Annotated in this window: 16 protein-coding genes; 1 reads left to right on the forward strand and 15 read right to left on the reverse strand. The window is 63.6% G+C overall.

Annotation, left to right across the window (positions count from 1 at the left end; translation table 11 throughout):
* Nucleotides 1–11: 11 nt before the first annotated feature.
* The 4 genes from OXH74_RS02115 to OXH74_RS02130 form a co-directional block, all read right to left on the reverse strand.
* The gene (locus OXH74_RS02115; protein WP_375739878.1) at nt 12–1,073 is read right to left on the reverse strand and encodes a WD40/YVTN/BNR-like repeat-containing protein; all 1,062 of its coding nucleotides are present in this window, start codon (nt 1,071–1,073) and stop codon (nt 12–14) included.
* Nucleotides 1,074–1,131: 58 nt separating this feature from the next.
* Entirely contained in the window at nt 1,132–2,490 is a 1,359-nt protein-coding gene (locus OXH74_RS02120) for a DUF1329 domain-containing protein (protein ID WP_375739879.1), read from the reverse strand.
* 38 nt (nt 2,491–2,528) lie between these two features.
* A complete protein-coding gene (locus OXH74_RS02125; RefSeq protein WP_375739880.1) occupies nt 2,529–4,481 on the reverse strand; it encodes a DUF1302 domain-containing protein in 1,953 nt (650 codons plus the stop codon).
* Nucleotides 4,482–4,615: 134 nt separating this feature from the next.
* Nucleotides 4,616–5,182 carry an RBBP9/YdeN family alpha/beta hydrolase gene (locus OXH74_RS02130; RefSeq protein WP_375739881.1) on the reverse strand — a complete coding sequence of 189 codons (567 nt, stop codon included), beginning with the start codon at nt 5,180–5,182 and terminating at the stop codon, nt 4,616–4,618.
* A 426-nt stretch (nt 5,183–5,608) separates the two neighbouring features.
* On the opposite strand from OXH74_RS02130, the gene OXH74_RS02135 reads away from it, so the two are divergent.
* Nucleotides 5,609–6,613 carry an AraC family transcriptional regulator gene (locus OXH74_RS02135; RefSeq protein ID WP_375741705.1) on the forward strand — a complete coding sequence of 335 codons (1,005 nt, stop codon included), beginning with the start codon at nt 5,609–5,611 and terminating at the stop codon, nt 6,611–6,613.
* A 322-nt stretch (nt 6,614–6,935) separates the two neighbouring features.
* Here the strand turns inward: OXH74_RS02135 and OXH74_RS02140 are convergent, their stop codons facing one another.
* The 11 genes from OXH74_RS02140 to OXH74_RS02190 form a co-directional block, all read right to left on the reverse strand.
* Nucleotides 6,936–7,946, reverse strand: coding sequence for a YeiH family protein (locus tag OXH74_RS02140; protein ID WP_215381575.1), 1,011 nt, complete (start codon nt 7,944–7,946; stop codon nt 6,936–6,938).
* Nucleotides 7,943–8,278 carry a Rieske (2Fe-2S) protein gene (locus OXH74_RS02145; protein ID WP_375739882.1) on the reverse strand — a complete coding sequence of 112 codons (336 nt, stop codon included), beginning with the start codon at nt 8,276–8,278 and terminating at the stop codon, nt 7,943–7,945. Before OXH74_RS02145 ends, OXH74_RS02140 begins: the two co-directional genes overlap by 4 nt.
* Nucleotides 8,275–8,931 carry a DsbA family oxidoreductase gene (locus OXH74_RS02150; protein ID WP_375739883.1) on the reverse strand — a complete coding sequence of 219 codons (657 nt, stop codon included), beginning with the start codon at nt 8,929–8,931 and terminating at the stop codon, nt 8,275–8,277. Before OXH74_RS02150 ends, OXH74_RS02145 begins: the two co-directional genes overlap by 4 nt.
* Complete coding sequence (locus OXH74_RS02155) at nt 8,928–10,250, reverse strand: MFS transporter (protein WP_375739884.1); 1,323 nt, start codon at nt 10,248–10,250, stop codon at nt 8,928–8,930. Before OXH74_RS02155 ends, OXH74_RS02150 begins: the two co-directional genes overlap by 4 nt.
* Nucleotides 10,251–10,362: 112 nt before the next feature.
* Complete coding sequence (locus OXH74_RS02160) at nt 10,363–11,415, reverse strand: 3-keto-5-aminohexanoate cleavage protein (protein WP_215381565.1); 1,053 nt, start codon at nt 11,413–11,415, stop codon at nt 10,363–10,365.
* Nucleotides 11,416–11,485: 70 nt separating this feature from the next.
* On the reverse strand, nt 11,486–12,334 hold the full coding sequence (locus OXH74_RS02165) for a TauD/TfdA family dioxygenase (RefSeq protein ID WP_215381561.1): 849 nt from the start codon (nt 12,332–12,334) through the stop codon (nt 11,486–11,488).
* Between the two features lie 10 nt (nt 12,335–12,344).
* Nucleotides 12,345–13,325, reverse strand: a complete 981-nt coding sequence (locus OXH74_RS02170; RefSeq protein WP_215381558.1) for a quinone oxidoreductase — start codon at nt 13,323–13,325, stop codon at nt 12,345–12,347.
* Between the two features lie 225 nt (nt 13,326–13,550).
* Nucleotides 13,551–15,320, reverse strand: coding sequence for a SulP family inorganic anion transporter (locus OXH74_RS02175; RefSeq protein ID WP_375739885.1), 1,770 nt, complete (start codon nt 15,318–15,320; stop codon nt 13,551–13,553).
* A gap of 140 nt (nt 15,321–15,460) precedes the next feature.
* Nucleotides 15,461–16,420: an HlyD family secretion protein gene (locus tag OXH74_RS02180; protein WP_375739886.1), complete on the reverse strand. Its 960-nt coding sequence runs from the start codon at nt 16,418–16,420 to the stop codon at nt 15,461–15,463.
* A 3-nt stretch (nt 16,421–16,423) separates the two neighbouring features.
* Complete coding sequence (locus OXH74_RS02185; protein ID WP_375739887.1) at nt 16,424–16,789, reverse strand: DUF3302 domain-containing protein; 366 nt, start codon at nt 16,787–16,789, stop codon at nt 16,424–16,426.
* A 142-nt stretch (nt 16,790–16,931) separates the two neighbouring features.
* Nucleotides 16,932–18,407, reverse strand: a complete 1,476-nt coding sequence (locus tag OXH74_RS02190) for a transglycosylase SLT domain-containing protein (RefSeq protein WP_375739888.1) — start codon at nt 18,405–18,407, stop codon at nt 16,932–16,934.
* Nucleotides 18,408–18,471: the final 64 nt, after the last annotated feature.

Here is an 18,471-nt window from a genome sequence, read left to right on the forward strand (position 1 = left end):
TTCGCCTCTCTTTATTCTTGTTGGGCAGGAGCCAGCGCCCGCAGGCTCAAGCCACGGTTGCCGGCCAGCACCAGGCCGGTCTCAGCCTGTGCCACGGCGCCGGAGACCGGCACTAGCGGGCCCGTCTCAACGGCCTGGAAGCTCGCGCCGCCATCGAGGCTGCGCAGGGTGTGGCCAGCCTGGCTGAGCAGGTAGAGATGGCCGGACGCGTCGCGGGCGGACGCGGTGATGCTCACTGGCAAACCGGTATCCACTTGCACCCAGTTGGCGCCGCCGTCAGTACTGCGGAACACATGGCCGCGCAGGCCATAGACCAGCACGGAACCCGGCTGGCCGATAACGCCGAAGAACGAGCCCTGGTACGGCGAGGTCAGCGCCTCGAACCGTTCGCTCGCCGGATTCAGGCGCAACACCAGGCCCTGCTCGCCGACCACGAACAGGTCACGGCCGTCGTAGCCGATGGCGTTGAGGTGAAAAGCACTGGGGTTATCAGTGCGATCGGTCCAGGGCTCCCAGCTCTGTCCGCCGTCGCGGGTGCGGAAGATCAGGTTGAAGGCGCCGACGATGAAGCCATTACGCTCATCTTCGAACCAGACGTCGAGGAAGGGCTTGTCCGCACCCTCGCTTTCGATGCGGTGCGCCTCTTCCAGCCAGCGCTCGGCGTCGGGATGGTTGGCATAGGCGTCCAGCATCAGGCGACCCAGCTGGCGGCCGTCGAGCTGCTTCGTCCAGGTCCTGCCACCGTCGCTGCTGTGCAGCACCACGCCATCATGTCCCACGGCCCAACCCAGGGTTGGCGTGGCAAAGTGGACGGCGGTCAGATCCGAACTGACCGGCACGCTGGCCTGGCTCCAGGTCCTGCCGCCGTCATCGGAATAAAGGATATGTCCACGCTGCCCCACCGCGACCAGGCGCTTACCGGCCTCGGCCAGGTCGAGCAGCGGGTTGCTGGCGGCCAGTTCGCTGTGCTGGGCCGGCAGGTCCAGCACGTCGACGAAGGGCGCAGCCTGGCTGATGCCTGCAGGCAATGCCAAGGCCAGTGCGGCCAGGGCGATCCGTTTGCTAAACAACATAAGGCTACCTCGAAAGCGGAGCCGCCGCCCCGTGGTTCAGGGCGGCGGCCAGGCTGGATCAGCGAATGCCGGCGCCGGCCAGGGACTCGGCGGACCACTGGGCCTTGCCCAGCGGGTCGATGTAGCGGATGCCGCCGTACGGGCCAACCACGCCGTTGATGTTGTAGGAGTTGCCAACCAGGTCGTAGATCATGAACGGCGTGGAGTCCGGGACCTGCTTGTCATAGCTCTGGCTGAGGAAGGCGAAGGAGCCGCGATAGAGCTGGCCACGCGCGTCGTACTGGTCGGAGGCAAGGGCCACCCAGCTGTCCTCGTCCAGGTAGAAGCGACGGGTCTGGTAGATATGCCGCGCACCGGACTTGAGCGTGCCCTCGACCACCCACACGCGGTGTTTCTCCCAGCGCACAAGGTCAGGTGCCAGGTGGTTGGCCGTGGTCAGCGCCTTCGGATCCTGGGCGTAGGTCAGCCTGTAGGTGTTGTAGGGCACGATCATGTCCTGCTTGCCCACCAGCTTCCAGTCGTAGCGGTCCAGCGCACCGTTGAAGACGAATACGTCGTCGTAGGTGCCGGCGCCGGCAGTACCCGGGTTAGGCGTGTCGTAGGCCAGGTTCGGCGCCAGCTTGACGCGGCGCTGGCCGGGCAGGTACTGCCAGGCGCGGCGCGGTTGCTCCACCGCATTGGCAGCATCCTTGAGCATGATCGCCTCGCCAGCGCGGCGAGCCGGGCCGGTGTACTGCAGCTTCATCTGGTAGTAGACGCCCGAGCTGTCGATGGTCTTCGACAGGTCCTCATAGATCGGGTAATTGATGAACGCCTGACCGGTGGTGGCCAGGGTCGCCACGCCAGCGGCATCCACGTTCCAAGAGTCGTACTTGGAGTTGATGGTCACGCCCTGGTAACGCAGCAGGTGGTTCCACATGGCCTCGGCGCCCGACTGCGGAATCGGGAAGGGCACGCCCGGCAACACGTTCTCGATGGCCAGACCGCCATTGGTGGACTTGGCGCCGGTGGCGTTCTTCTGGCTGTTGTCCAGCACGCCCTGGGGCATGGCCACGGTGCGGTGGGTCGGATAGACATCGACGCGGAAGCTGGGATAACGCTTGGCCAGCTCCACGGTCGTGGCGCTGAGCATTTGCTTGTACTGGTCGACGTTCTTGCCGTCGATCACCAGCACCGGCTTCTCGCTGGCAAAGGGGTCAGGGCGCATGCTGTCGCCGGCCTTGAAGTTGGCCGGAGCGATGGTCAGGCCACCCTCGTAGGCCGGGATCGAGCCATCGGCATTGCCGCTCTTCTCGGCGCCGACCAGGGTCAGGCTGCTACCAAGCTTGGCGGCTTCGTTAGAGGAGACAGCTGCTTGGGCCACGCCGGCAAATGCCAGCGCCAGGGATGCGGCTATCAGGGTACGGTGGAATTTCATCTGGGGTTCTCCTGCTTAGGCTCTAAGCAATTCGGAAATCAGAAAGTGGTCTTGAAGGTCAGGTACATCGCGCCACGGTCTTCGACTGTGGCGCCGCCACCGGAGAAGGAGGAATAACCACCGCCGTAGCAGGTGTAGTCCTCCTGGCCATCGAAGGCATTGGGCGTTGCACCGTCGGTCTGCCCGTCCCTGCATTTATTGGCTTCGCCGAAAGCATCGACGTACTTGAGGTCGACGAAGTATTGGTTGTAGATCGCTGCGCCAACACCGACCGCATAGTTGCCGGTGTCTTCGGCGCCGCCGCCCTGGACTGGCGAAACACCGTCCAGGCCAACGTTGATGGACATCGGCGCGGAGAGGTCCACGCCTGGGAATACCTGGTACCAGGTCGGCGTGAAGTTGACGGCGATGCCCCAGTTGTCACGGGTGGCCTTGTCGATGCCGCGATAGGTGCTCTTGCCCTTGTAGAGCGCCGCGTTCGTGTCATCCAGCTCCAGCAGGTTGCTGTAGTAGAGCTCGCCCAGCAGCGTGGCCGCATCGAACAACGGTGTATCGCCGATGGCCATCAGGCCGTTCAGGGTCCAGTGCAAGGTATCGCCGGTGGCGCTGTAGCTTTCGCCCGGAACCGCAGCAACGACGCCAGTCCCGGGGGTCCGGCCAGGCAGCAACGGCGCGATGGGGCCAGTAGCACCAGCAGCCAGGTAGGGGCTGAGGATCAGCGGAATGCTCGACAGCGGCATGTTGTGGCGCACGTTCAGGTCGCTGCCGACGCTAATACCGCCGATATCCTTGGACAGGCTCAGGCCGAAGATATCGACCTCTTCGCCATAGGCGAACTGATAGGTCGTGCCGGCGATGGAGTTGACCACGTTGCCGGCCAGCTTCGCGCCCACGGCAGGCGGCGTCGCGGTGCCCTGGCTGAGGCTGCTGCCATTGAGCCAGGCCTGTGGGAGGATGTCCGAGGTACGGCGGTAGTAGACGCCCAGGGTGCCATCCAGCCACTCCGGCGACCACTTGGCCATCACACCCCAGTCGCCACGCTTGTCCGGGGTCACATCATGCCCACGGCGCACGTTGGTCAGGGTGCCCGAAGGCAGCAGCCCGCCCTGTCCGGTATGCCCCAGCAGGAAGGACTCGGCGCCCTCACCCACCAGGTCGGAACCACCGTAGTAGGTGCCGGCCTCAGACAGGCGCGCCGCATCCCACTCCAGGAAATACTGGGCGGCGACGGTCAGTTCCGAATTCACCGTGAACGATGCGGAAATCTGGTTGCGCGGGACGAACAACTCCTTGGCCTCGGTACCCGGCGAGTTCGCCAACTTGGCCAGGTCCAGACCCGACTGGCCATAGCTGACCGCATGCACGGGGTTGAGCAGCGTCTCGCCCCAGTACACGTTGTGCTGGCCAAGCTTGGTGCTGAACAACGACTCGTCGCCCACTTCGGTGCTGTAGAACACGAAGGCATCGAGGATCTCACCGGACGGGCCGCTGTAGTAGCGCTGGGCATAGTTGCTCAGGTGCGAGCTGCCGAATCCCTTGTTTTTGTTGGTAATGAAGGGATTGAGCCCTGCCGGGCTGCCGATGACGCCGGACTCGTCGCCGTTGCCGTTGACGAACGGGTTGGAATTGGAGCCGGCATTGTCATAGGCCTTGTCGTACCAGCTGGCAGCGCTGACACGGAAACCCATGTTGTTCTGGTAGACCACGTCCAGCTCGGTCAGCAGGTCGACGCGGTTGGTGATGTTGGTGCCGGACTTGCGGAAGTTGTAGTCGCCGTCGTTGTTGTTCGGCGTGCCCAGCATGGTCTTGTCGGCACTCTCGGTACGGACACCGTAGTTGTACTTGACGGTGTTATCGAAACGCACGGCCCAGTCCGGATTACCGGTATCGAGTTCGAAGGCCTGGGTCGATGAGGCGCCCATCCCGGCAAGGATCGCCGAGGCGAGCAGGCACCTGCGCAGGTTCGGACTGTGATTCTTGTTGTTCTTCATGCGTTGGCTCCGCTTCTTGTTGTAATGACTACTGCAACCTTCTGGCTTGCTCCTGCTGCCTGACCGGGACGCATCCGGTTGGCTTGATGCGTCCTGGCCCGCCGAACTGCCCGGCGATCTCTGAACGTGCGGGATCAGTGATCCAGAATCTGGATGAGTGCTTCCGCGCGCGGCCAGTCGCCGTAGCCGGAGGCAGGATTGAGATGACCGACTTCACCGAGTTCGACCAGGGCACCGCCCCAATCGGCCGCCATGCCACGGACGGCGTCCAGGCTGGCGAGGTGATCGTTATCGCTGGCGGCCACCAGGCTGGGAAATGGCAGCCGCTGGCGCGGCAAGGGCGACCAGCCATTGGCGCGCAGGGTATCGGGGGCCGGGTAGCCTTCCGGCCAGGTAGCGTCGAGGTCTGGCGGCGTGGCTAGCAGCGCGCCCTTGATGGGGCGGTCGTAGCGGGCAGCCCAGTGCACGACCATCAGCACACCGGCGCTGTGAGCCACCAGGATCACCGGACCCTCGATGCTTTCGAGCTCGCGCTGGATGGCCTCGACCCGAGCATCGAGGCTCAGTTTGTCTTCGGTCAGCGGCGCGACAGTACGCACCTTGGGCAGGCGTGCGGCGAGCAGGGTCTGCCAGTGCTCGGCCACGTGGTCGCGCAGGCCCGGGACGATGAGGATGGTTGCGCTGTCTTTATTGTTGTTCACGTCATTACCCTTGAGCTGTCGATGGGATCGCCATCGGGTGCTTGTGGAACTTTGTAGGACAGACAGTAGAGACGCTGGGGGTCAGCTGCTTTTCTTTGGGCGTCAGCGACTTCGCAATTGATGACAATGAGCGGCGTGCTCGTCCACCCACCCGGCACACTGGACTCCCCGCAAACCGCCGGAACCACTAGGCCTGGGCAGCTCAAAGGCCCGCTGAGGCGCAGGCAGAACCCGACAATCTGGCATACCCTGCAGGGGTGGTATCGAAGGGAAAATGGCGCGATGCTGTCGCCTAAGGCGGGAAAGGCACCGATACAAGTGCCAACCTAACTTACCTTTTCATGACAAGAACGACCGTAGCCAGGACCAATAGCCTGCGCTCGGCAGGATGGATGCTTCAGGAGCGTGGCGATCATCATGACCCCAATGGTTCGCGCAGCAGCCTTGACCAACTACTTCGAAGTGGCCCAGCACCTGGGCCTGAACCCCCACCAGCAGCTGCGCCAGGTTGGCCTCAGTGCTTCACTGCTGGACACCCCCGAACAGCGCCTGCCCACCTCCGCCGTGGCGACGCTGCTGGAAGAGTCCGCCCTGGCCGCCAACTGCCCGAACTTCGGCCTGCGCATGGCCGAATCGCGCCAACTGTCCGACTTCGGCGCCATCAGCCTGTTGCTTTCACACCAGCCGACCCTGCGCAGTGCGATGGACACGCTCGTGCAATACCGCCACCTGCTCAATGAGTCGCTCGCGCTCTACGTAGACGAGGTTGGCAAGACGGTGATCCTGCGCGAAGAAATCATCACCGACCCGCCGGTGCCGATCCGCCAGGGCATCGAGCTGGCCATCGGCGTACTGTTTCGGATGTGCAGCGCCCTCCTGGGTGCGCACTGGCGGCCGTTGAGCGTGAACTTCACCCACGACGCCCCGCCCGAGTTGCAGGTGCACCGACGCCTGTTCGGCTGCAAGCTGGAGTTCGGCAGCGAGTTCAACGGCATCGTCTGCCAGGCCGCCGACCTCGACAAACCGAACCCGCTGGCCGACCCGACCATGGCGAAATACGCGCAGCGCTTCGTCGAGTCACTGCCCGGCGCCACTGAGCAATCCGCGCTGGCCGAAGTACGCAAGGCGATCTACCTGCTGCTGCCCATGGGGCGCGCGACCATCGAGCAGATCGCCCAGTCCCTCGGCATGAACGTGCGCACCCTGCAACGCCGCCTGGAGGAAAGCGGCGTGACCTTCTCCGACCTGATCAACGACGTGCGCAAGGATCTGGTCCTGCGTTACATGGAAAACCCGCGCTACTCGCTCAGCCGCATCGCCGACCTGCTGGGCTACTCCGTGCCCAGCTCCTTCACCCGCTGGTTCACCAGCCAGTTCGGCATGGCCCCGGCAGCCTGGCGACGCGAGCGACAGATCAAGTTGGAGGAGTGAACCGTTTCGCAACCGGCAAGGAGGCTGCTGTGACGGCGGGGGAATTCATTGGCTTTGTCTGCGTTAGCTGTTGCCAGCAACGAACGGCCTGGCTGAGAACCTTGTGGGAGGACCTTTTCGCGAGCAAGCTCGCTCCTACAAGCGATGCATCCCATTGCAACACTTGACAGGGACAGAGCCAATTCATTCGCCAAGGGCAGACCTGCCCTCTCCGCCTTCACACAACAAAAAAACGCCGCAAACTGGAACCCGACGGTAGAACGGTTCCAGCGCGGCGAAGGCCCTGCTTTCACAAGGCATCGATGACCCCAACCACAGGGTTCTAGAAGCCCCAGTGCAGCATCCCGAGCACCAGGGCGGCGAGGAAGGCGGTCTCCCCCACCATCAACAGGATCGGCTTGATCCCGACCGACGCCAGCTCCTTGAGCTGGGTCTTCATGCCTAGCGCACTGATGGCAATCACCAGGCACCAGCGCGACAGGCTATTACCCGCATCCTGTACCACTTGCGGGATCAGGCCTGTGCTGTTGGTCGCGGCAAGGACCACGAATCCCACCGCGAACCACGGCAAAAGTGGCGGCCTCTTGGTGCCAGGCTCGGCCCCGCGGGCGCGAGTGATCATGGCGGCGCAAAGGATCACCGGCAGCAGCATCGCCACCCGCATCAGCTTCACCACCGTGGCGCTGTCGCCGGTCTCATGGGACATGCTGTAGCCAGCGCCGACCACCTGGGCGACGTCGTGGATGGTGCCGCCGAGGAACAGGCCGGCTTGCAAGGGCGTCAGGCCGAACGCTTGGGCGATCATCGGGTAGAGGATCATCGCCACGGTGGACAGCGCCGACACGCCAATGACCGTGAACAGCGTCGCCCGCTCCTTCTTCTCATGGCTGGGCAAGGCTGCGGCGAGGGCCAGGGCCGCCGAAGCACCGCATATCGCGGTGGCGCCGCCAGTAAGCAGACCGAACAAGGTGTTGAAGCCCATGGCGCGAGCCGCGACGATGGACACCAGGATGGTCACCACCACCAGCGCCACCACCATCGCTACGGGCTGCCAACCCAGGGCAGCGATCTGTTCGAGGGTGATGCGAATACCGAGCAAAGCGACGCCCACCCGGAGGACCTCGCGGGCGGTGAATTCAATCCCCGGCTTACACACCCCATCACCCGACAGGAAGTTCATCGCCATGCCCAGCAGCAGGGCGAAGAGCATCACCGGGGCGCCGTAATGCTCGGACAGGAAAGTCGCGGCGGCAGCAACGGTGGCGCTGGCGATAAAGCCTGGCATCAGCGTCCGGCTGCGCGAACCCAGGGCGGCTATTGCAGTGGCAGTCATGCGGAAGGCTCCTGCGGTCTGGAGTCGGAAAGATCGATGAAGCAGGCTTCGCCTCGCTGCTCGATCGGATAGGTGGCAACCCCGAACCCATACAGATTGGGGATGCAACCCGTGGCCAGGTCGAAGCGAAGGCCGTGTGCCGGGCACTGCAGCAGGCGACCATCCAGCTTGCCGCTGAACAGTGAAGCACCTTTGTGGGGGCAGCTATCGTCGATGGCATAGAGCGTGCCGTCGAGGTTGAACAGCACTACACACTTTTCATCGTGGCGGAACAGGCTACGACCGCCGACACCTGGCACCTTCTCCGATGGGATCTCGACCAGCCGCGTCATGCTTGCAGCTCCGGACTTGGCATGGCGCGGAGCAAGGTCGCCAGGATCATCTCGGGCGGCTGGGCACCGACCAGCGGATAGCGTTGGTCGACGACGAAGGCCGGTACGCCCGAGACACCCAGGCTCGCGAAGTCACCCGAGTACGGAGTGGCGTCATCGTGCAGCACATCGGCCAGGTCACGGGGATCGAAATCGCAGGACTGCGCCAGGCGCAGCAGCAGTTCCTGCTGCCCCAGGTCGTCACCCGACTGGAAGTACGCGGCGAACAGTCGCTCCAGCAGGGCATTCACCTGCTCTTCGGTGCCGATTTCGGCGGCACGGGCGAACAGGCGATGGGCATTGGCCGTGTTCGGCATGACACGGATGCGGTGCAAGTCAACATCAGCACCAGCCAGCGCAGCGGCGGCCTTCACCTGGGCCTGGCGCGCCAGCACCGCGGCCTCGCTGCCAAGACGGCGAGCGTAGAACTCACCAAATGGCACGCCTTCGGCAGGCAGATCGGGCAACAGTTGCACACCCCGCCACAGGACCCGGACAGGCACACCAGGCCGACTTGCGGCGAGCAACTTCAGTGCCCTCTCCAGGTTACGCTTGCCGATCAGGCACCAGGGGCAGATGAAGTCGAAGGCGACTTCGATAAGCAATGGCTTCACGAATGGGCTCCAACAGGAACAGCCAGCACCGGGCTCAGCCGCTCGATATCACTGTGGTAATGGCGCTTGGCATAGAAGAACACGACGGCAGCCGCGAGGCTGGCCAGCGGCATCAGCTGGAAAGCCGTATCCAGGCCAAAGCGGTCAGCCAGGGCGCCCGTCACGAAAGGACCGGGGGCGAGGCCGAGCAGGTTGTTGGCCAGCGTCAGGGTCGCGAATGCCGTGCCGTGGATGGCGTAGTGAGTCAGGTTCGCCACCATCGCGCCGGCCGGCCCGGTCGTTCCGGTGGCCACCAGCATGCCGAGGGCGATCATCACCAGTTGCAGCGGACCTGGCGGCAGCATGAAGGCCAGCGACAGCAGCAGGCAGCTGCTCAAGCAGAAGCTGATGGCCAGGGCGATCTTGCGATCGGGCGAATTACGGCACAGGCGATCGCTGAGCATCCCGCAAAGGATCATTCCGGTGCCGCCGATCAGCACCAGCACGGCCGCGGTAACGCCGGCGCGGTCGGTGCCCATCTGGTAATAGCGGTTCAGGTAGCTGGGAATCCAGGCCATTATGGCGCCGCCAACGAACAACTGCAGGCCACTGCCGACGTAGGCGCAGATCACCGAACGACTGGCGAACAGCGTGGCCAGGGGGCTCTTGCCCTCCGCCGCCATCGCCCTGGCCTCTGCTTTGGACTGGCGAGGCACCGCGATGCGCCGTTCACGAACGATCACTGGATAGAGTACGGCCAACACCAGGCCGAACAGGGCCATGCCGGCGAACGCCATGCGCCAGCCCAGGTGCGCAGCGATGATGCCGCCGAGCGCCATGCCCAGCACTGAGCCGAACATCCCACCGGCCATGAAGGCGCCAGTCAGCGTGGCGCGCATGCGCTTGGGAAATACCGACAGCACCACGGCAATGCCGACGCTGCCATAAGCCGCCTCGCCAACGCCGACCAGCAGGCGCGCCACGAACATCTGCTCGTAGTGCTCGGCCAGGCCACAACCGAGCGTTGCCAGGCTCCAGAGGAAGGCCATCAGGGCCAGACTCTTGGCCCGCCCCCAGCGGTCAGCCGCCAAGGACAGCGGAAAGGTGAGCAAGCCGACCATCAGGGCCACCACGCCGCTGAGCGAGCCAAGCTGGGCGTCGGACAAAGCCCATTCGCTCTTGAGCAGCGGGAAGACCGCGTTGAGCACCTGTCGCGACATGTAATCGGAAATCAGCAGGCCAAAGGTCAGGGCGAACACGACCCAGGCATAGGTGCGGGGGACGCTGACAGTTGCGTCCTCAATGTCGTCGGCAGTAGCGGTGGCATGATGGAAAGCCATGTTGGCTCCTTGAATCGGTGCGTCTAATTGTTCTTGTCACGCTAGACGGCAGGGGCGGCTCATCGCCACCCCGCCCCGGCCAGCCTTGTGGGCCGGCCGATTGTTGCGTCGGTCAGCCACGCATGGGGACGTGCTTCTGACCCGGCTGGCGGTTTGGCGCCATGCCGTTCATGCGCAAGGTTTCCTCAACATCCTTGTACTGCACGCCGATCTTGTAGATCTCGCGCGCTTCCTTGCCGCTGGCGATTTCGCGGCCCAGCTCGTGAGCGATGCGCACGGTCTGCTGGATCTGTTGCACCGAGGTGAAACGCTTGCCGTGCTGGTCGATGATGGTGTCTTCGATGCCGACGCGCGGGTGCAGGCCCATGGCCAGGGCCATGGCGTTGAATGGCAGGACGTTCTTCAACAGCGACTCGGCGGTGACGGTAGCGCCGTCCGGTGCGCGGTGAATGAAGTTGAAGAAGTTGAACGGGTTGGGGCCGTCGAAGCCGCCGCCAATGCCGATCCAGGTCAGGTTCAGCGGGCCCTTGTAGACGCCCTTGCGCACCAGGCGCTCGAGGGTTTCCAGGGCATGCATGCCGGTGAGTTGGAAGTGCGGCTGGATGTTGGCAGCCTGCAGGCGCTTGAGGTGCTCCTCGACCCAGGCCGGGCCGGCCGGAACGGTCATCTCGCTGTAGGCGGCCTGGTAGGCCGGGTGCTCCAGGGAAGTACCTTTCAGGTATTCCGGGTAGAGCAGCTCCATGATGTTCATCTGGGTGGTATTGATGGCCACGGTGACCTGGTCCGGCTTCGGAGTCAGCTCTGCCAGCATGTGACGGGTGTCGTCGGACAGCCACTTGGCCGCCTCGCCATCGCTTTCCGGCGCAAAGGAGATCGAACCGCCGACCTGGATGATCATGTCCGGCACTGCCTCACGCACACCGGCGATCAGCTCGTTGAACTTCGACAGGCGCTTGGAACCCTTGCCATCCAGCTCACGCACGTGCAGGTGCAGCACGGTGGCGCCGGCTTCATAGCAGTCCACGGCCTTCTGCACCTGCTCTTCCATGGTTACCGGGATGTCTTCCGGAAAGTCTTCCGGCATCCACTCGGGGCCGTATGGCGCCACGGTGATGACCACTTTTTCCTGATTTTCGGGGTGCAGCGAATCGTCGAAGAATTGCATGTTGATGTCCTCGGTTCGTTCTTGTTTGGATGTCCCGGCCGGTGGCTGACCAGCCGGGTGGATCAGGGAGTCAGAAGGGCTTGTCGCCGATGATGCCGGCGCGCTCCATCTGGCGCAGGCAAGGCGGGTAGTCCATCACTGCATAGTGCTGGGTAGAGCGGTTATCCCAGATGGCTACGCTGTTCTTCTTCCAACGCCAGCGCACCTGGAACTCCGGGATATACGCCTGGCTGATGAGGTAACGCAGCAGGTCGCTGGCGCCGGGGTTGGCGTCCTGGCCGAAACGCACATTGGCCGGGGTGTGGTAGTTGGTGAAGTGGGTGGTGAAAGCGTTGACGAACAGCACCTTCTCACCGGTTTCCGGATGGGTACGCACCACTGGATGCTCGGCATCCGGGTAGGTAGCCTTCAGGGCCAGGCGCTTCTCGATCGGCATCGCCGCACCGAAGCTCGCTTCGATGCTGTGGCGTGCACGCAAGTCAGCGATGCGCGCCTTGATGTCGGCCGGCAGCATTTCGTACGCCAGGGCCATGTTCGTCCACATGGTGTCGCCACCTACGGGCGGGCACTCGACGCAACGCAGCACGCACCCCATGGGCGGTGCCTCACGCCAGGTGGCGTCAGTGTGCCAGGCGTTCTCGTAACGGTCGTTGGGCTGGTCCGGGGACTTGTAGATGCGCACCAGGCCCGGATGCTCCGGATCGCTGCCGGCTACCGGGTGGTCTTCCAGCTCGCCGAAACGGCGGGCGAAGGCCACATGCTCGGCACGGGTGATGTCCTGGTCGCGCAGGAACAGCACCTTGTGCTTGAGCAGCAACTGCCGGATCTCGGCGAACAGCCCTTCGTCGCGAGCCGCATCACCAAGATCCACACCGCTGATTTCGGCGCCAATGCTGCAGGTCAGTTGTTCTACGTGCATGGCCAACCCCTTAGATGACGAAGATCGAAGAGCCAGTGGTCTTGCGCGACTCCAGGTCGCGATGAGCCTGGACGGCATCTGCCAGCGCGTAGTGCTGGTTGATGTCGATGCGGATGCGGCCGCTGCCGACGTGGTCGAACAGCTCGCCCACCAGATCTGCCTTCTCCGCCGGGTCGGCGATGTAGTCGGCCAGCGCCGGGCGAGTCATGAACAGCGAGCCTTTCATGGCCAGCAGTACCGGGTCGAACGCCGGGATCGGACCGGAGGCCGTACCGACGCAAACCATCAGACCGCGGCGCTTGAGCGAGTCCAGCGAGGCCATGAAGGTGTTCTTGCCAACGCTGTCGAACACCACGTTGACGCCGACGCCATCGGTCAGCTCACGCACACGCTTGGCGATGTCTTCTTCGCTGTAGTTGATGACATGGTCGCAACCGTGGGCACGGGCGACTTCCGCCTTGGCCTCGGTGGACACGGTGCCGATCACGTTGAGGCCGAGGATCTTCGCCCACTGCGAGACGATCAGACCGACGCCACCGGCAGCGGCGTGCAGGAGGATGCTATCGCCCGGCTTGAAGTCATAGATGCGGCGCATCAGGTAGGCCGACGTCAGGCCACGCATGGTCATGGCGGCGGCGGTTTCGAACGCGATGGTTTCCGGCAGCTTGATCAGCGGCGCAGCCGGGATCAGGCGCTCAGTGCTGTAGGCGCCCAGGGTGTTGAGAAAACCGGTGTAGGTGACGCGATCGCCCAGGGCGACATTGGTCACGCCTTCGCCCAGCGCCACCACCACGCCAGACGCCTCGACGCCGATGCCATTGGGCAGCGGAATCGGGTAGGTGCCATTGCGGAAATAGGTGTCGGCGTAGTTCAGGCCAACAGCAACGTGACGGATGCGGACTTCACCCGGCCCCGGCTCCCCGACTTCGACGTCTTCATAACGAAGTACCTCGGGTCCCCCGGTCTCATAGAAGCGAACGGCTTTGGCCATGCCTTTTCTCCAATCTGGATTCTTGTTGGCGGGTCACGGACCCATGGATTGGACTGTAGGGAGGCACCGCCTGGCATGCTTCTCATCGCACGACAGCGGCTTTTCATTTCATGACAGGCGAAGAACAAGCCCGTTCTGCAGGAGCCAGCTTGCTGGCGAACGGGTGGATCGGTTGTCGAGCAAGCGGGCTCCTACGAGCAGCCATAACGCGTGTCTTGATTGCTGCTATGGCGTCCAGTCCACTCGATGCTCGTCAAGATAGGCTTCGACCGCAGCGCCCACGGTCGGATGGAAGATGGCGAATCCCGGGGACTCGAGCAGGCCGAAGCGTGTCAGCTTGTCCTTGACCGGGTCCTTCATCTCGGCGAAACACAACTCGATCTGTGCCTCCCGCAGAGTTCTTTTGAGTTCGGCGAGCATGTCCGCCGAGGTTACGTCGACGCTGGTCACCGGCTCGGCCGCAATGATGAGTCGTCGCACCGGCGTAGGTGACTGCTCCACCGCGTCCAGCACTGACTCCTGAAATAGTTCGGCGTTGGCGAAGAACAGCGGAGCATCCCAACGAAACAGCACCAGGCCCGGCACTCGCCGCGCGTCAGGGTAGCGTTTGATGTCGTGATAGCCGCGAATGCCGTCCACCCTTCCCAACACTGCGAAATGCGGGCGCCAGCCATCCCAGAGGAACTCGATGACGGCCATCACCACCGCCAGCCCAATGCCAGGCACCGCACCGAGGACGGTCACGCCCACCAGGCAGGCGATGGACAGCCAGAACTCCCATTGCTGAATGCGGTAGATGCGCCACAGGTCCTTGAATTCGAACAGGCCAATGGCCGATGCGATCACCACGGCGGCCAGCGCGCTGCTGGGCAGATGGCTGAGCAGGTCAGGCGCGAACAGTAACAGCAGGGCCACCGCTAGCGCCCCGACGACGCCGCTGAGCTGGGTCCGGGCCCCGGCCGCCTCGGCGACGGGCGTACGGGACGAGCTGCTGCTGATTGGAAACCCCTGGAAGAACCCCGCCGCCAGGTTGGCCGCGCCCAGGCCGATCATTTCCTGGTTTGGATCGACGTAGCTCTTGGTCTTGGCGGCATAGGCACGCGAAAGCACACTGGTATCGGCAAAGGACACCAGGGCGACAGCGAAGCCGCCAACGATCACGCCCCCCAGGTCGACCGGAGTCATCCAGGGCCACGCGAATGACGGCAGGCCCTGCGGCAACGAGCCGAGCACCTTGACCCCGGCACGGCCATCGAGATCCAGCAGGCCGACGGCCAGTGTGGCCGCGACCACCGCGATGAGGATGCCTGGCGCACGCGGGAACTGCTTCAGCAGCAGGATCGCCGCCAACGTTCCGCCGCCGACCAGGAACGTCATCCAGTTGGATTCGCCCGCGAGCAGCGCCTGCCCAAGGCTCCAGACGTCGAGCAACGGCCCCCTGTCGTCAATGGAGATGCCGAACAGCTTGGGCAGCTGGCTGATCAACACAGTCAGCGCAATACCGTTCAGGTAGCCGTAGCGGATCGGCTTGGACAACAACTCGGTAATGAATCCCAGCTTCAGCACTCCGGCCAGGATGCACACCACACCCGACACGACCGCCATCATGCTAGCCAGGACCACGGCACGCTGCGGGTCGCCGTTCGACTGCGCCAGCACGACGGTCAGAATGACCGCGACCAGGGAGGAGTCCGGCCCCAGCACCAGGATGCGGCTGGGGCCGAGCAATGCGTAGACCAGCAACGGGACGATGGTGGCGTAGAGGCCATAGATGCCAGGCACACCAGATGCCTCCGCATAAGCAATGCCGACCGGAACCAGCATGCTGGTCAACACCAGACCGGCGACCAGATCGCGCGGCAGCCACTGGATCTGGTAACGGCGTAGCAACTGCAGGCCCGGCAACCAGCGCTGCCAGCCGGAAACGTCGGAGGATCGCAGGCGCGCCAGACGTCCGGGTTCAGGCGGGGGGCTGGTCGGGCTGTGGTCGCTCATGGAGGCCTCGTCGTGCATGGGAACGTCACGTCCACTCCGCGCGCAGCAGCGCCACTAGGCACGCTCTTCCTCGCTCAGCCCCGCAGTCCGGGCCTGACCGAGGCCCGGACTGCGGGGCTCCGGTGCAGGCGTTGGGCGGATCAGTGGAAGGGGAAGATATAGTTCATCCACGCGGCCATGCGAAGGAGGATCTTGCGCATCACAGCGACGTGGTGGAAATGCTTGCTGTAGAGCGCCGCCTGGCCGTAGGAACCACCCGGCATCAACGCTGCGTACTGCTCGTACTCTGGGTCGATGATCTCGATGGTCACGGGCACACGTCCCGGCGGCGGGGAGCCAGTGAAGCTGATCAACGTGCCTGATGGCTGTACCTGACCCTCGCCGATCACCGCGAGGACTTCCTTGACCCGGCCCTTGAACACCCGGCCCGGTATGCCATCGAAAGCCACTTCGGCTTCATCGCCAGAGCTGAGGCGCAATTGACTGTTCTGCCTCATCCAGGCCGTGAAGTAATGGCCCTCTTCGGGGATGAAGACCATCGAGGGCCGCAGCGGCAGCCTGGTGGCCATCATCCCCGGCCGCAGCGAGACCTGGGTCACGAAGCCCTTGCCCGGCGCCCGTACCACGGTATTGTCCAGCTCGTACTGGGCGATGTTCAGTTGGGCCTGCAGGTCATCCACCCGAGCAGTGGTGAGGTCCACATCGCGGCGGTTGCCGACATTGCGCTTGAACAACTCACTGGCGCGAAACTGATCAGCCCTGGCCGACACCAGTTGCGCCTTGAAGGACTTGACCCGGTTCTCGAAGGGCGTTGGGTCGATGCGGAACAGCACATCGCCTTTTTCCAGGGGCCGGTTGGTTTCGACCGGAACCTCGATGACCTGGCCGGTGACCACCGGGATCACGGGCGTCGAGACGAAATAGGAGCGCGCCACCTCACTGTAGGGGTGGTTGTAGTTCATGGTGAAGATCAACGCGCCGATAAGGACCACGCCACCCAGCACCGCAGTCGGTACCGACCACTTGTTGAGCGGGATCTTGAAAATCTTGAAGATCGCGATGCAGATGGCGGCGTACGTGAGTATCAGTAACAGGTCCATGGATCAGGCCTCCTCGTCCTTGGGTTGGGGGCTCGGCGCCTGGCTGGTCAATCGCTGGCCTTCGAGCACTTCCAGGCGCCGCTGCAGATCGGCCAGTTGTTGCTGCAACTCCGCACCACTGACTTGTGCCGTGCCGTTAGTGAAACCCCAGCCACGGTCCTCGCGGTACAACATCGCCCAGATCCACAGGAACGGCCACAGGGCGTGCAGAGTGAACAGGCTCACCCAGCCAGCGGCGTGGATGGCGTCCTGGTGAGGATGATTGCGGTGCACGGCAATCTCGTAAGGGATGTCATGCAGCACGATGATCCCGTAGAACAACACGATGCCGACGAATATCAGCACCCCCAAGGCAAAGTAATCGAGCATCTGACGCCCCCTCTCCGCAGCCAATCCGGCCGTCGCAATGACAATCCTGCTCAGTATGGATGAAGCCCAGCATTTCGCCGGTCTCACCCGCGCTTCAGGATGTATCACCAGGGACGGGACCTCTTGCCCCGCGGCACCAACCTTAGCGCTTGGCTTTCAGCCGTACCTTCTCCAGGGACAGCTTGTAAGCCACGTAGTACTTATAGATGTTACCGACGTAATCCACCGTCTCACGCCCGACGATGCGCGCAGCCGCATGTTCGACGTTGCCGAACCAGACGTTCTTGTCCAGGCCGGACTTCTCCGCCAGCCGGCGGAACTTGCGCAGGTTGCCGGGGCCGGCGTTATAGGCAGCAAAAGACATCAACGTGCGATTCATCGGTGTCAGAGCCGGATCATCGAGGTAGGTGTCGGCGATCAGGCGCAAGTACTTGCTGCCGGCCTCGATGTTGCGGTCAGCGCTCTTGTCGATTTCCTGAACCCCCACTTTAGGGTCGGCGGCCGTGCTGGGCAGCAGTTGCATCACCCCCACCGCGCCACGGTGACTACGCGCTTTCTGGTCCAACTGGGACTCCTGATAGCCCTGCGCCATGAGCATCAGGTAATCGAAGTCGTAGGTCCCGGCATGTTTTTCGAACAAGGTCACCAGCTCGGCGAAACGCCTGAGCTCCTCCTCCGTGGTGGCGTTATGCAGCTCCTTGCTGTTCGTCACGTACTTGTTGCGGATGCTGTTGCCGAAGGCAGTCCCGATCTTGTGTGTCTTGGCGAAACCCGCGAGCACTTCCTTGAACTTCGGGCTGCCCTTGCGGATCGCCCAGGCCAGTTGCGAGTCATCGCGCAGGTAGAAGGCGTCGTGGATCAGCAGATCCCTGAGCACCACCTTCCAGCTGTCGGCGATGTAGCGGTCCACGACGATGGCATTCACCAGGCCGACGTTGACCATCTCCAACAGGTCCTCGGACTCCAGATTCTCGTCCGCCAGCTTGATCTTTACCGGCGCCAGCCCCTGGGCCTTGAACTTCTCGTTGAGTTCAGTGAGGTGTTCGAAATAGCTGCTGGACTGGCGTACCGTCACCTCCATGCCAGCCAGGTCCTCCAACCTGGCCAGGGGGGAACTCCCGGGGCCGGTCACCAGGGCCTCGCGAACGCCGGAAGCGAAGGGAGCGCTGAAATCAACGGTCTCCAGGCGCTTGCCGGTGATCGTCAGACCACCCGCCGCGATGTCACCGACGCCCTCGACGAGCTTGGGTAACAATTCGTCCCTCGCCACCGGAATGAACAGCACGTTCCAGCGCAGGGATTTGCGCTGGTAGGGATACTTCGTGTTCAGCCAGGCCTCCAGCCCCTTGCCGATTTCATAGGCAATGCCCAGTTGGCGTCCGCGGTCCACGGCATAGAACGTCTTGCTGTAGGGAACCAGGATGCGCACCAGCCGGCGCTCGCGCATGCCCTCGAAATCACCGACCCAGGCCTTCGGCACTGGTAGGACCATCGCCTGAACCTCAGCCTCTTCGGCAGCGCTCAGCTCCACGCTCGGCAAATCCTGCGCTCGGGCAACCTGCATCAGGCACACCAGCACCATCCCGATCAGCCGGCGCGCGGGGAAGGACAGTCTCATCGGAGTTCACCTTCGTACAGCCTGGCGGGAGGGGCGCAATTACCCCGCCCTTGTTTCAAGACTG

The sequence above is a fragment of the Metapseudomonas boanensis genome, from assembly GCF_042232855.1.
GTDB lineage: Bacteria > Pseudomonadota > Gammaproteobacteria > Pseudomonadales > Pseudomonadaceae > Metapseudomonas > Metapseudomonas boanensis.